Annotated in this window: 13 protein-coding genes and 5 tRNA genes; 11 read left to right on the top strand and 7 right to left on the bottom strand. The window is 53.5% G+C overall.

What is annotated here, in order from left to right:
* Nucleotides 1-5: 5 nt before the first annotated feature.
* From tolB to pnuC, 10 genes are all read left to right on the top strand, one after another.
* Nucleotides 6-1,298, top strand: a complete 1,293-nt coding sequence (gene tolB / locus B3B59_RS18300; protein WP_286809863.1) for a Tol-Pal system beta propeller repeat protein TolB — start codon at nucleotides 6-8, stop codon at nucleotides 1,296-1,298.
* Between the two features lie 35 nt (nucleotides 1,299-1,333).
* The gene (gene pal, locus B3B59_RS18295; RefSeq protein ID WP_003858578.1) at nucleotides 1,334-1,855 is read left to right on the top strand and encodes a peptidoglycan-associated lipoprotein Pal; all 522 of its coding nucleotides are present in this window, start codon (nucleotides 1,334-1,336) and stop codon (nucleotides 1,853-1,855) included.
* 9 nt (nucleotides 1,856-1,864) lie between these two features.
* Nucleotides 1,865-2,659, top strand: a complete 795-nt coding sequence (gene cpoB / locus B3B59_RS18290; protein ID WP_286809684.1) for a cell division protein CpoB — start codon at nucleotides 1,865-1,867, stop codon at nucleotides 2,657-2,659.
* A 161-nt stretch (nucleotides 2,660-2,820) separates the two neighbouring features.
* Nucleotides 2,821-2,896: transfer RNA gene (locus tag B3B59_RS18285), tRNA-Lys, on the top strand.
* A gap of 126 nt (nucleotides 2,897-3,022) precedes the next feature.
* Nucleotides 3,023-3,098 (top strand) — tRNA-Val (locus B3B59_RS18280).
* 3 nt (nucleotides 3,099-3,101) lie between these two features.
* Nucleotides 3,102-3,177 (top strand) — tRNA-Lys (locus B3B59_RS18275).
* Between the two features lie 147 nt (nucleotides 3,178-3,324).
* Nucleotides 3,325-3,400 (top strand) — tRNA-Lys (locus B3B59_RS18270).
* Between the two features lie 30 nt (nucleotides 3,401-3,430).
* Nucleotides 3,431-3,506, top strand: a tRNA-Lys gene (locus B3B59_RS18265).
* Nucleotides 3,507-3,838: 332 nt separating this feature from the next.
* A complete protein-coding gene (gene nadA, locus B3B59_RS18260; RefSeq protein WP_286809683.1) occupies nucleotides 3,839-4,882 on the top strand; it encodes a quinolinate synthase NadA in 1,044 nt (347 codons plus the stop codon).
* Nucleotides 4,883-4,917: 35 nt separating this feature from the next.
* Nucleotides 4,918-5,637, top strand: coding sequence for a nicotinamide riboside transporter PnuC (pnuC, locus tag B3B59_RS18255; protein ID WP_046886968.1), 720 nt, complete (start codon nucleotides 4,918-4,920; stop codon nucleotides 5,635-5,637).
* Here pnuC and zitB read toward each other — a convergent pair.
* Nucleotides 5,634-6,566 (bottom strand): CDF family zinc transporter ZitB, encoded by a 933-nt coding sequence (zitB, locus tag B3B59_RS18250; protein WP_046886967.1) that lies wholly within the window; start codon nucleotides 6,564-6,566, stop codon nucleotides 5,634-5,636. The genes pnuC and zitB overlap by 4 nt on opposite strands.
* A 114-nt stretch (nucleotides 6,567-6,680) precedes the next feature.
* Nucleotides 6,681-7,073, bottom strand: coding sequence for a YbgS-like family protein (locus B3B59_RS18245; protein ID WP_046886966.1), 393 nt, complete (start codon nucleotides 7,071-7,073; stop codon nucleotides 6,681-6,683).
* 319 nt (nucleotides 7,074-7,392) lie between these two features.
* Here B3B59_RS18245 and aroG point away from each other — a divergent pair, with 319 nt between their 5' ends.
* The gene (gene aroG / locus B3B59_RS18240) at nucleotides 7,393-8,445 is read left to right on the top strand and encodes a 3-deoxy-7-phosphoheptulonate synthase AroG (RefSeq protein WP_040076513.1); all 1,053 of its coding nucleotides are present in this window, start codon (nucleotides 7,393-7,395) and stop codon (nucleotides 8,443-8,445) included.
* A 60-nt stretch (nucleotides 8,446-8,505) separates the two neighbouring features.
* On the opposite strand, the gene gpmA is transcribed toward aroG, so the two are convergent.
* From gpmA to galE, 5 genes are all read right to left on the bottom strand, one after another.
* Nucleotides 8,506-9,258, bottom strand: coding sequence for a 2,3-diphosphoglycerate-dependent phosphoglycerate mutase (gene gpmA / locus B3B59_RS18235; protein ID WP_040076512.1), 753 nt, complete (start codon nucleotides 9,256-9,258; stop codon nucleotides 8,506-8,508).
* Between the two features lie 207 nt (nucleotides 9,259-9,465).
* Nucleotides 9,466-10,506 (bottom strand): galactose-1-epimerase, encoded by a 1,041-nt coding sequence (galM, locus tag B3B59_RS18230; protein WP_286809681.1) that lies wholly within the window; start codon nucleotides 10,504-10,506, stop codon nucleotides 9,466-9,468.
* A complete protein-coding gene (galK, locus tag B3B59_RS18225; protein ID WP_263617285.1) occupies nucleotides 10,500-11,648 on the bottom strand; it encodes a galactokinase in 1,149 nt (382 codons plus the stop codon). Before galK ends, galM begins: the two co-directional genes overlap by 7 nt.
* A 2-nt stretch (nucleotides 11,649-11,650) precedes the next feature.
* Nucleotides 11,651-12,697, bottom strand: coding sequence for a galactose-1-phosphate uridylyltransferase (gene galT / locus B3B59_RS18220; protein WP_286809680.1), 1,047 nt, complete (start codon nucleotides 12,695-12,697; stop codon nucleotides 11,651-11,653).
* A 9-nt stretch (nucleotides 12,698-12,706) separates the two neighbouring features.
* Nucleotides 12,707-13,723 carry a UDP-glucose 4-epimerase GalE gene (gene galE, locus B3B59_RS18215; RefSeq protein WP_046886962.1) on the bottom strand — a complete coding sequence of 339 codons (1,017 nt, stop codon included), beginning with the start codon at nucleotides 13,721-13,723 and terminating at the stop codon, nucleotides 12,707-12,709.
* Nucleotides 13,724-13,844 lie beyond the last annotated feature (121 nt).

Below are 13,844 nucleotides of genomic sequence, written 5' to 3'. Positions count from 1 at the left end.
ATATGATGAAGCAGGCATTACGTGTAGCATTTAGTTTCTTAATGCTGTGGGCAGCCGTGCTGCACGCAGAAGTACGTATCGAGATCACCCAGGGGGTGGACTCGGCACGTCCGATTGGCGTTGTTCCATTCCAGTGGGCTGGCCCTGGAGCCGCGCCTGAGGATATCAGCGGCATTGTTGCGGCTGACCTGCGTAACAGCGGTAAATTCAACCCACTGGATCGCTCTCGCCTGCCACAGCAGCCGGGTACAGCACAGGAAGTACAGCCTGCTGCCTGGTCTGCGCTGGGTATTGACGCGGTCGTCGTCGGTCAGGTAACGCCTGCGCCGGACGGTGGCTATAACGTCGCTTACCAGCTGGTGGATACCGGCGGTGCGCCAGGTACCGTACTGGCTCAGAATACTTACAAAGTGAACAAGCAGTGGCTGCGTTATGCGGGCCACACCGCAAGTGACGAAGTGTTCGAGAAGCTGACTGGCATTAAGGGTGCCTTCCGCACGCGTATCGCCTATGTCGTACAGACTAACGGCGGCCAGTTCCCGTATGAGCTGCGTGTGTCTGATTACGATGGCTACAACCAGTTCACCGTTCACCGTTCACCACAGCCGCTGATGTCTCCGGCCTGGTCACCGGACGGTTCTAAACTGGCTTACGTAACCTTCGAAAGCGGCCGTTCTGCGCTGGTTATCCAGACGCTGTCTAACGGTGCTGTGCGTCAGGTGGCTTCGTTCCCACGTCACAACGGTGCTCCAGCCTTCTCGCCGGACGGTTCTAAACTGGCCTTTGCCCTGTCTAAAACAGGCAGCCTGAACCTGTACGTGATGGATATTGGCTCGGGTCAGATCCGCCAGGTGACCGACGGTCGTAGCAACAACACCGAACCGACCTGGTTCCCGGATAGCCAGAATCTGGCCTTCACCTCTGACCAGGCCGGACGTCCGCAGGTTTATAAAGTCAACGTTAACGGCGGTGCGCCGCAGCGTATTACCTGGGAAGGTTCACAGAACCAGGATGCTGACGTCAGCACAGACGGTAAATTTATGGTGATGGTGAGCTCGGCCGGTGGTCAGCAACACATTGCTAAACAGGATCTGGTAACGGGTGGCGTACAAGTTCTGTCGTCAACGTTCCTGGATGAAACGCCAAGTCTGGCACCTAACGGCACTATGGTAATCTACAGCTCTTCTCAGGGGATGGGATCTGTGCTGAATCTGGTTTCTACAGATGGGCGTTTCAAAGCGCGTATTCCGGCAACTGATGGACAGGTAAAATCACCTGCCTGGTCGCCGTATCTGTAAATAATAATTAATTGATTACTAAAGGAATCATAGAAATGCAACTGAACAAAGTGCTGAAGGGGCTGATGATCGCTCTGCCTGTAATGGCAATCGCGGCATGTTCTTCTAACAAGAACGCCAGCAATGACCAGAGCGGCGAAGGCATGATGGGTGCCGGCACCGGTATGGACGCGAACGGCAATGGCAACATGTCTTCTGAAGAGCAAGCGCGTCTTCAGATGCAGCAGCTGCAGCAGAACAACATCGTTTACTTCGATCTGGATAAATACGACATCCGTTCTGACTTCGCTGCGATGCTGGATGCTCACGCTAACTTCCTGCGTAGCAACCCGTCTTACAAAGTCACCGTAGAAGGTCACGCGGACGAACGTGGTACCCCGGAGTACAACATCTCCCTGGGCGAGCGTCGTGCTAACGCTGTTAAAATGTACCTGCAGGGTAAAGGCGTTTCTGCTGACCAGATCTCCATCGTTTCTTACGGTAAAGAAAAACCTGCAGTACTGGGCCACGACGAAGCGGCTTACTCCAAAAACCGTCGTGCCGTACTGGTTTACTAAGAGAATTGCATGAGCAGTAACTTCAGACATCATTTGATGAGTCTGTCGTTACTGGTTGGAATAGCGGCCCCCTGGGCCGCTTTTGCTCAGGCACCAATCAGTAGTGTCGGCTCAGGCTCGGTTGAAGACCGGGTCACCCAACTCGAGCGTATCTCTAATGCTCACAGCCAGCTTTTAACGCAACTCCAGCAGCAACTTTCTGACAACCAAAACGATATTGATTCTCTCCGTGGTCAGATCCAGGAAAGTCAGTATCAGCTAAACCAGGTTGTGGAACGTCAGAAGCAGATTTTGCTGCAGATGGATAGCCTGAATAACGGCGGTGCGGCAGCACAGCCAGCAGCAGGCGATCAGAGTAGCGCGACGCCGGCAGCACCAGCCCCTTCCGCAGATGCGTCCACCTCGGGTGGCGCGCCTGTACAGAGCGGTGATGCCAATACAGACTACAATGCGGCAATTGCCCTGGTGCATGACAATGCGCGTCAGGACGATGCCATTGCGGCTTTTCAGAACTTCGTGAAGAAGTACCCTGATTCAACCTATCAGCCTAATGCTAACTACTGGCTGGGACAGTTGAATTATAACAAGGGGAAAAAAGACGATGCGGCGTTCTATTTTGCCTCCGTGGTGAAAAATTACCCGAAATCACCAAAAGCGCCGGATGCTATGTTTAAGGTCGGCGTGATCATGCAGGACAAAGGCGACACCGCGAAAGCGAAGGCCGTTTACCAGCAGGTAGTTGCGAAGTACCCCGGTACCGATGGTGCCAAACAAGCGCAAAAACGTCTTGGGTCGATGGGATGATTACCGCATGACCAGAAAACGCGTTATTTCTGGTCGTGCAGCATGAATCGTAAGCAGTTAAGTGATCTCTATCGAAATTTTTGTTGCGCAGAATTCTTAAATCAGTAATATATGCCGCCGTTGCCACGGGATATCACACTCCGTGAAAACAGCGTGAAAGTGGGTCGTTAGCTCAGTTGGTAGAGCAGTTGACTTTTAATCAATTGGTCGCAGGTTCGAATCCTGCACGACCCACCAATAATTAGGTGGACGCAGTAGTAAAGGGTGAAGGATAGCGTTGCTTTAGCAACGACCCGTAGGGCGAGGCAAAGCCGAGTCATCCTGCACGACACACCACTTAAAGTAGTTCCGGCAGTACAGAGTGGGTGATTAGCTCAGTTGGTAGAGCATCTCCTTTACACGGAGGGGGTCGGCGGTTCGAGCCCGTCATCACCCACCACTCGGGTCGTTAGCTCAGTTGGTAGAGCAGTTGACTTTTAATCAATTGGTCGCAGGTTCGAATCCTGCACGACCCACCAATTTTAATATCTTACTCAGATGTTAAACGTGTAGGATAACGTTGCGTCAGCAACGGCCCGAAGGGCGAGGCGAAGCCGAGTCATCCAGCACGACCCACCGATTTGTTGATGGGTACCGAGTAAAATCTTCGAAGTCAGCACCCGAATGGGTCGTTAGCTCAGTTGGTAGAGCAGTTGACTTTTAATCAATTGGTCGCAGGTTCGAATCCTGCACGACCCACCACTTCGAAGAGAAAGCAGTAAATCCCGCAAGGGGTCGTTAGCTCAGTTGGTAGAGCAGTTGACTTTTAATCAATTGGTCGCAGGTTCGAATCCTGCACGACCCACCAATTTTAATGTCTTACTCAGATGTTAAACGTGAAGGATAACGTTGCGTCAGCAACGGCCCGAAGGGCGAGGCGAAGCCGAGTCATCCTGCACGACCCACCCATGTAAAAAGGCGCCCTAAAGGCGCCTTTTTGCTATCTGCTATTCCATAACGCCTTCTTCTTTAAAATGCGCCTGGCAGGGTTTCCCATTTATCAATAACGCGCACCGTTGACGGTGACTTTTATTCTCAATTTCGCTATCTTGTTTAGTATACAAAACGCAATTGTCTCTCCTTCGCTTTCACACGCATATCAGAGGCAAAATTGTTAAGCCAGTAAAACGAGAAGCCATAATGAGCGTGATGTTTGATCCAGAAGCCGCAATCTATCCGTTTCCGCCTAAGCCTGCCCCGCTGACGCTGGACGAAAAACAGTTTTACCGTGAGAAAATCAAGCGTCTGCTGAAAGAGCGTGATGCGGTGATGGTCGCACACTATTATACCGACCCTGAAATCCAGCAACTGGCGGAAGAGACCGGCGGCTGTATTTCAGACTCACTTGAGATGGCGCGTTTTGGAGCCAAACATTCCGCTTCCACGCTACTGGTAGCGGGGGTGCGCTTTATGGGTGAAACTGCAAAAATATTAAGCCCCGAAAAAACTATTCTCATGCCGACCCTACAGGCGGAATGTTCGCTCGATTTAGGCTGCCCAATCGATGAATTTACGGCCTTTTGCGATGCCCATCCGGACAGGACAGTGGTGGTCTATGCCAATACCTCTGCTGCGGTTAAGGCGCGAGCTGACTGGGTCGTCACCTCAAGCATTGCCGTTGAACTGATTGAACACCTCGACAGCCTGGGCGAGAAAATCATCTGGGCACCGGACCGGCATCTGGGCAATTATGTACAGAAACAGACCGGGGCCGATGTGCTCTGCTGGCAGGGGGCCTGTATCGTACATGATGAATTCAAAACGCAGGCGCTGGTACGTATGAAGGCCCTCTATCCCCAGGCGGCTATCCTGGTACACCCGGAATCACCCCAGGCCATCGTAGATATGGCTGATGCGGTAGGCTCTACCAGCCAACTGATTGCTGCAGCAAAAACATTGCCACAGCAACAACTTATTGTGGCAACCGATCGTGGGATCTTTTATAAGATGCAGCAGGCGGTACCGGAAAAAGCGCTGTTCGAAGCGCCTACCGCCGGAGAAGGGGCGACGTGTCGCAGTTGCGCTCACTGTCCATGGATGGCCATGAACGGGCTGAAAGCCATTGCAGAGGGGCTGGAATCAGGTGGCGCGGCACATGAGATTCATGTTGATGCTGCGCTGCGTGAAGGCGCGCTGAAGCCGCTTAACCGCATGCTGGATTTTGCGGCTACACTTCGTCCTTAAGCATTACATTCATAACGATACGCTCAGGGGAAAAGATGGACTTTTTTAGCACGCAAAACATTCTGGTACATATACCGATTGGGGCTGGCGGCTACGATTTGTCATGGATTGAGGCGGTAGGCACCATTGCTGGTCTGCTTTGCATCTGGCTGGCCAGTCTGGAGAAGATTGTTAACTACGCGTTTGGGCTGGTTAACGTCACACTCTTTGCCATCATCTTCTTTCAAATTCAGCTCTATGCCAGTCTGCTACTGCAGCTCTTTTTCTTTGCTGCCAATATCTATGGCTGGTATGCCTGGTCCCGGCAAAACAGCCAGCAGCAGGCGGAACTGCAGATCCGCTGGTTGCCCTTGCCAAAAGCCCTTGCCTGGCTTGCGGCCTGCGTGGTGGCGATTGGTCTGATGACGGTCTGGATCGATCCGGTGTTTGGTTTCCTCACCCGCGTAGCCGTATCGGTAATGAGCAGCATCGGCCTGAATGTCTCTATGCCTGAGCTTCAGCCGGATGCTTTCCCGTTCTGGGACTCCTGCATGATGGTGTTGTCGATCGTGGCCATGATCCTGATGACCCGCAAATATGTCGAAAACTGGCTCTTGTGGGTCATCATTAACATTATCAGCGTAGTGATTTTCGCCCTGCAGGGGGTCTACGCCATGTCGCTGGAGTACCTGATCCTCACCTTCATTGCTCTGAATGGCAGCCGTATGTGGATGAACAGCGCACGTAAACGGGGTTCCCGCGCGCTTTCTCATTAATGGTGGTGATGATGCTCATGACCGGTCTGCGCCTCATTGAGGCGGCATTCCGGTCCGCTACAGGGGCGGTACTCCATCTGGATGGTGGCGTGTGATATCTGGTAATGCTCTTCAAGGAAGTGCTGAATGCGTTCCAGCAACGCATCATGATCGTGCGGGGGAATAACCTGCACGTGCAGGGTCATAATCGGTTTCTCACCCACCATCCACACATGCACATGGTGCACATTTCTCACCTCCGGGATGGAGCGGCACAGGTTGCGCTTCAGTGCAGCGATATCCAGCGAGGCTGGCGCGCCTTCCAGCAGTTCATTTACGCTCTCTTTTAACAGTTGCCAGGCGCTACGCAACACCAGGCAGGAGACCAGCACCGAGAGGATAGGGTCTATTGGCGTCCAGCCCGTCCACAGAATTACCAGCGCCGCCAGAATCGCCCCAACCGAACCCAGCAGATCGCCCAGTACGTGCAACGCCGCCGCGCGAACGTTAAGATTTTTTTCTGCGCTACCGCGATGCAGGATCCAGAACGCCAGAATATTGGCCACCAAACCGGCCACTGCCACTCCCATCATCGTCGCGCCGGCGACCGGTTGCGGGTGATAAAAGCGCTGGATTGCCTCCCAGACGATAAGTGCGGTAATGCCCACCAGCGCCAGCGCATTGACGAACGCAGCGAGCGTCGTCAGGCGCAACCAGCCGAAAGTCCGTCCTTTGCCAGCAGGCTTATGGGAAAACTGGACTGCCAGCAGTGCAAACAGCAACGCGGCGGCATCGGTGAGCATATGGCCTGCATCCGCCAGCAGCGCCAGCGAGCCAGAAACCAACCCGCCAATCACCTCAATAACCATAAAGGTGGCAGTGACTCCGAACGCTAGCATGAGTCGTTTAGCGTTATCGTCCTTTGGAGCGTGAGAGTGGGCGTGCGCCATGAAATATGTCCTGTTACTTTAATCCGGGAAGTGTAATGTTTTTAACATGATGCCCAAAAAAGAGGCACAAAAAAGGAGAGCTTTCGCTCTCCTTTTTTAGCCGCTGGCTATCTATTACTGCGAAGTACCGTCGGTTTTACGTTCCTCAGTACTCATGTTCGGTTCAACTTTCGTGTTGGTGTCCGGACATTTGCCATCTTTACACATTGAGTTTTTGTGCACTTCATCTTTACTCATATGCTCGCCAGTCGCGGAAGTACTATTGCTGTTGGAGTGAGACATAGTGCCGCTAGCGCCGGTGTTAGTATTGCCCGTATTAATGTTGCTGTTATCAACATTATTTGGCGCAATATTCTGATGAGCATCAGGGGCAACCTGGCCTGCTTCAGCGGCGGCGTTTGCCTGGCCATTACCGCCATCGGAAGCGCTATCCGCTGCAAGCGCTGCACCGCTTGCCATTGTCAGGGTTGCTGTCAGGAATAAGGTTGCCAGTTTAGTCATTTTCATAGTGCTGCTCCTGTTCTGGTCGTTATTTGCTGGATAACTTCTTCCAACAGTGCATTCGCGAAATAAAGATTCGAATTAATGGTGAAAGATTCCAACATCACTATTTAGGTCAGTATGGAATTTTGCAAAATCTCTTCAAGAGAGTGTTTACAATTAAAAAGTCTAGGGCAGATCTCATTTTTCGCTAGATTGTGGCGTTTTTTTAGTAAATTCCAGGATTTATCTGTGCGTAGTGTAAAAGCGTGTTTACACTTCTCCACAGCCGGGATAGATTGAAGGGATTGCATTCAATACCAAAAATATGTCTAGCGGAAAGAAAATGAATTATCAGAATGACGATTTACGTATTAAAGAGATCAATGAGTTACTGCCCCCTGTAGCGCTTCTGGAGAAGTTTCCCGCCACTGAAAATGCTGCCAATACCGTTTCGCACGCGCGTAAAGCGATCCATAAAATCCTGAAAGGTAACGACGATCGCCTGCTGGTTGTTATCGGACCCTGTTCCATTCACGATCCGGTGGCAGCGAAAGAGTATGCAGCTCGCCTGCTGACGCTGCGGGAGGAGTTAAAGGATGAACTGGAAATCGTCATGCGCGTCTACTTCGAAAAACCGCGTACCACCGTGGGCTGGAAGGGGCTGATTAACGATCCGCATATGGATAACAGCTTCCAGATTAACGACGGCCTGCGTATAGCCCGTAAGTTATTGCTGGATATCAATGACAGCGGATTGCCTGCGGCGGGTGAGTTCCTGGACATGATCACCCCTCAGTACATGGCCGATCTTATGAGCTGGGGTGCCATTGGCGCCCGCACTACCGAGTCTCAGGTGCACCGTGAATTGGCCTCCGGTCTCTCTTGCCCGGTTGGCTTCAAAAACGGTACCGACGGCACCATTAAAGTGGCGATCGATGCCATCAACGCTGCCGGGGCACCGCACTGTTTCCTGTCTGTGACCAAATGGGGCCACTCGGCCATCGTCAACACCAGCGGTAATGGCGATTGCCATATCATTCTGCGTGGCGGTAAAGAGCCGAACTACAGTGCCAAACATGTGGCGGAGGTGAAAGCCGGTCTGGAAAAAGCAGGCCTGCCTGCACAGGTAATGATTGATTTCAGCCATGCCAACTCCAGCAAGCAGTTTAAGAAGCAGATGGAAGTGGGGGCAGATGTGTGCCAGCAGATCGCCGGCGGCGAAAACGCGGTCATTGGCGTGATGATTGAAAGCCACCTGGTGGAGGGGAATCAGAACCTCGAAAGCAGCGAACCGCTGGTCTACGGTAAAAGCGTTACCGACGCCTGCATCGGCTGGGAAGACACCGACACCATCCTGCGTCAACTGGCGAATGCAGTGAAAGCGCGCCGCGGCTAAGCCCTCAGCGCCAATAAAAAAGCGCGGAATGCTCCGCGCTTTTTTTACGTCTGGCGAAAATTATTTCGCTTTACCCTGGTTCGCTACTGCCGCTGCTTTTGCTGCGATTTCGTCAGCGTTGCCCAGATAGTAATGTTTGATAGGTTTGAAGTTTTCGTCGAACTCATACACCAGCGGTACGCCCGTTGGGATGTTCAGTTCGAGGATCTCATCTTCGCCCATGTTATCCAGATATTTCACCAGCGCACGCAGAGAGTTACCGTGAGCGGCAATAATGACGCGCTCACCGCTCTTCAGGCGTGGCAGAATGGTTTCGTTCCAGTAAGGCACAACACGATCGATGGTCAGCGCCAGGCTTTCGGTGGTTGGCAGCTCTGCATCAGTCAGTTTCGCATAGCGCGGGTCATGGCCTGGGAAACGCTCATCGTCTTTGGTCAGCTCTGGCGGGGTCACAGCAAAGCCGCGGCGCCACTGTTTAACCTGCTCGTCACCGTATTTCTCAGCGGTTTCTGCTTTGTTCAGACCCTGCAGCGCACCGTAGTGACGCTCGTTCAGCTTCCAGGATTTCTCAACCGGCAGCCATGCCTGGTCCAGTTCATCCAGAACGTTCCACAGGGTATGGATGGCACGTTTCAGCACAGAGGTATAAGCAAAATCGAAGCTAAAGCCTTCGTCTTTCAGCAGTTTACCGGCCGCTTTTGCTTCGCCAACGCCTTTCTCAGACAGGTCCACATCATACCAACCGGTGAAGCGGTTTTCGTTGTTCCACTGGCTTTCGCCGTGACGCACCAGAACCAGCTTAGTTACAGCCATATTTCACTCCTCACGAGCATTAATTGAATGATAACAATTCTCATTATATTGCCGTGTTCATGTCAGCGGCAATCCTTAACCCTAACCATAGCGAAAATAGTCTCTCAGTGTAAGCTGCTTGTGAATTGAGGGTTATGATTTTGTCGGCAAGTGGCGCTATTTTCAGCAAAATGAGCAAAAAAAAGCCCTCCGTCAGGAGGGCCAGAATCAGTGGGCGATAAACTGATATTCCGTCATGCTACGCCAGGTTTGGCCAGGGCGTAATACGCAGTCTGGCTGCGGCCATTCGGGGTGGTTCGGACTGTCGGGTAACAGTTCGCTCTCCAGCGCCAGGCCCTGCCAGTCGCTGTATTCGCCGTGTTCACGCGCCGGCGTACCCGCCAGGTAATTACCGGAGTAGAACTGCAGGGCAGGGGCAGTGGTGTAAACCGTCATCTGCAGCTTTTTATCTTGCGACCAGAGGTGAGCGGCTGGTTGCGTGACGTCGCCCTGCGCCTGCAACAGGAAAGCGTGATCGTAGCCTTTAACCTTACGCTGATGGTCGTCGCTGAGGAAATCCTGAGCGATAACCTTTGCATCACGGAAATCGAAGCTGGTGCCCGCGACGGATTTTAATCCTTCTTGCGGAATGCCCATCTCATCCACCGGCAGATAGGTATCAGCCAGCAGCTGGAGCGTGTGATGACGCACATCACTCTGATCGCCATCGAGGTTGAAGTAAGCGTGGTTAGTCAGATTCACCGGGCAGGGTTTATCGACCGAGGCGCTGTATTCAATGGCAATGCGGTTATCTTCTGTCAGGCGGAAATGGGCGCTGGCAGAGAGATTTCCTGGGAAGCCCTGATCGCCGTCGATGGAATCCAGAGCAAAGATGGCTTCCGCGTCGTTTTGCTGCACAATGCGCCAACGTCGTTTGTCGAAGCCTTCCGGGCCGCCATGGAGTTGATTCTCTCCCTGGCTTGGCAGCAACGCATAGCGCACGCCGTCCAGCTCGAAGCTGCTTTTAGCAATACGGTTCGCGTAACGGCCTACCGAGGCGCCAAGATAGGCGTTCTGGGTAATATATTGCTCCGGTGACGCGCATCCCAGCAGGGTTTCACGTACGCAACCGTCAGACATACGAACGCGCGCTGACAGTAAGGTGGCGCCCCAGTCCATCAGCGTTACCACCATACCTGCGTTGTTACGCAGGGTGATCAGGCGGTACGGCAGTCCATCCGGGGCGAGGGTGGGGGTTTCATTTAGCACTGGCCCGCTCCTTGTGAGGCATTACAGACGTAAAAGGTCTCTTTGATACCGGTTTTGGCTTCGTACTGCTCTTCAACCGCTTTTTGCACCGCAGGCACTAAGGCTTCAGGTACCAGCGCTACGATACAGCCGCCGAAGCCGCCGCCGGTCATACGTACACCGCCCTGTTCGCCGATAGCAGATTTAACAATCTCCACCAGGGTGTCAATTTGTGGAACAGTGATCTCAAAGTCGTCACGCATTGAGGCATGCGATTCCGCCATCAGCTCACCCATACGTTTCAGGTTACCCTCGGCCAATGCGGAGGCTGCTTCAACGGTGCGGGCGTTCTCGGTAAGCACGTGACGTACACGTTTCGCGACCACCGGATCCAGCTCGTTCGCCACTTTGTTGAACTCTTCCAGGGAGACATCACGCAGCGCGGACTGCTGGAAGAAGCGAGCGCCGGTTTCACACTGCTCGCGTCGGGTGTTGTATTCGCTGCCCACCAGAGTGCGTTTGAAATTACTGTTGATAATCACCACCGCCGCGCCTTTTGGTAGGGGAACGGCTTTGGTTCCCAGCGAGCGGCAATCGATCAGCAGGGCATGATCCTTTTTACCTAGCGCAGAGATCAATTGATCCATAATGCCGCAGTTGCAGCCTACGAACTGATTCTCTGCTTCCTGGCCGTTCAGGGCAATTTGCGCCCCGTCCAGCGGCAGATGGTAAAGCTGCTGGAAAACAGTACCTACTGCGACCTCCAGAGAGGCCGAGGAGCTAAGACCGGCACCCTGAGGCACATTACCGCTGATCACCAGGTCGGCACCGGCGAAGTCCTTGTTACGTTTTTGCAGGTGTTTCACTACGCCACGAACATAGTTAGACCACTGCTGGTCCGGATGCGCCACAATCGGCGCATCGAGGGAAAATTCATCGCTCTGATTATCGTAATCGGCCGCAATAACACGCACTTTCTGGTCATCACGTTTTGCACAGCTGATTACCGTCTGGTAATCGATGGCGCAGGGCAAGACAAAACCGTCGTTGTAGTCGGTATGCTCACCGATCAGGTTTACGCGGCCCGGAGCCTGGATGACGTGAGTGGCCGGATAGCCAAATTTTTCAGCAAACAGGGCTTGGGTGTTCTCTTTCAGACTCATTGTTATTCTCCAGATTCGCGAAAATGGACATCACTCACTGCACGCAGGCGTTCTGCGGCCTGTTCTGCGGTCAGGTCACGCTGGGTTTCCGCCAGCATCTCATAACCCACCATAAATTTGCGCACGGTTGCCGAGCGCAGCAGTGGCGGATAGAAATGGGCGTGCAGTTGCCAGTGCGCGTTCTCTTCGCCGTTGAAAGGTGCGCCGTGCCAGCCCATGGAGTACGGGAAAGAGCACTGGAACAGGTTATCGTAACGGCTGGTCAGTTTTTTCAGCGCCAGCGCTAAATCGCTGCGTTGTTCCTCACTGAGTTCGGTAATGCGCAGGACGTGCGTCTTAGGCAGCAGCAGAGTTTCGAATGGCCATGCTGCCCAGTAAGGCACCACGGCCAGCCAGTGTTCGGTTTCCACAACGGTACGGCTGCCGTCGGCCAGCTCGCGCTGAACATAGTCCAGCAGCATTGGGCTGTTCTGCTCTGAATAATAGGTTTTCTGCAGGCGATCTTCGCGCTCAACCTCGTTAGGCAGGAAGCTATTCGCCCACACCTGACCGTGCGGATGCGGATTGGAGCAACCCATCGCCGCACCTTTATTTTCAAAGACCTGTACCCAGGGATACGTCTGACCCAGCTCGGCGGTCTGCGTCTGCCAGGTTTTGACCACCTCAGAAAGTGCCTCTACGCTGAGTTCGGGCAGCGTTTTGCTGTGATCGGGGGAAAAACAGATCACCCGGCTGGTACCGCGTGCACTTTCACAGCGCAGCAGCGGGTCGTCACTCTGCGGCGCGTCCGGTGTATCAGTCATCAGGGCGGCAAAGTCGTTCGTGAAAACGTAAGTGCCGGTGTAATCGGGGTTTTTATCACCCGTCACGCGAGTATTGCCCGGACACAAGAAACAGTCCGGGTCGTGCTGTGGCAGCGTCTGTTTGGCAGGGGTTTCTTGCGCCCCCTGCCAGGGACGCTTGGCGCGATGCGGGGAAACCAGAATCCATTGCCCGGTTAATGGGTTATAGCGACGATGCGGATGATCGACGGGATTAAATTGGGTCATGACAGATCCTTAGTCTGGATACCCCTGGGGGTGGCGAGACTGCCAGCGCCAGGTATCCTGTGCCATTTCATCAAGCGTGCGAGAAACACGCCAGTTAAGCTCTTTATCTGCTTTGGTCGCGTCTGCCCAGTAGGCTGGCAGGTCGCCTTCGCGCCGCGGGGCGAAGTGGTAGTTCACCGGTTTGCCGCAGGCATTGCTGAAGGCATTAACCACGTCCAGCACGCTGCTGCCCACACCCGCACCGAGGTTGTAGATATGTACGCCCGGTTTTCCGGCAAGCTGCTGCATGGCAGCGACGTGGCCATCGGCCAGATCCATGACGTGGATGTAATCACGCACGCCGGTTCCGTCCGGGGTAGGGTAGTCATTACCAAACACCGCCAGCGAATCGCGACGACCTACGGCAACCTGCGCGATATACGGCATCAGGTTATTTGGAATACCCTGCGGATCTTCACCCATATCTCCAGACGGATGGGCGCCGACCGGGTTGAAATAGCGCAATAGGGCGATACTCCACTCCGGCTGTGCTTTCTGCAGGTCAGTGAGGATCTGCTCCACCATCAGCTTGCTTTTGCCATACGGGCTTTGCGGTGTACCCGTAGGGAAGCTTTCAACGTAAGGAATTTTTGGCTGGTCGCCGTAAACGGTAGCAGAGGAGCTAAAGATAAAGTTCTTCACGCCGGCAGCGCGCATGGCTGAAACCAGGCGCAGAGTGCCGTTGACGTTGTTATCGTAATACTCCAGCGGCTTTGACACGGATTCACCCACCGCTTTCAGGCCGGCAAAATGGATCACCGTATCGATGGCGTGATCGTGAAGAATTTCGGTCATCAGCGCTTCGTTGCGGATATCACCTTCCACGAAGGAGGGCTGTTTGCCACCCAGACGCTCAATCACGGGTAGCACGCTGCGCTTACTGTTGCACAGATTATCGAGGATGATGACATCGTGGCCGTTTTGCAGCAGTTGCACACAGGTATGACTTCCTATGTAACCGCTACCACCTGTTACCAGAACTCGCATATATCGCTCCATTAGGCTTATGGTATGTAATAAACATAGCATAACAGAGACGCAAAAAGTGTGACATGGGATAAAATAGTGGAATCGTTTACACTGCTGCGTTTTCACCGTTCAGCTGTCG

The organism is Leclercia sp. UBA2479 (genome assembly GCF_002341985.1).
Taxonomy (GTDB): Bacteria; Pseudomonadota; Gammaproteobacteria; order Enterobacterales; family Enterobacteriaceae; genus Enterobacter; species Enterobacter pneumoniae.
Note: the sequence above shows the minus strand (reverse complement) of the source record. Positions and strands in the feature narration are given on the sequence as shown.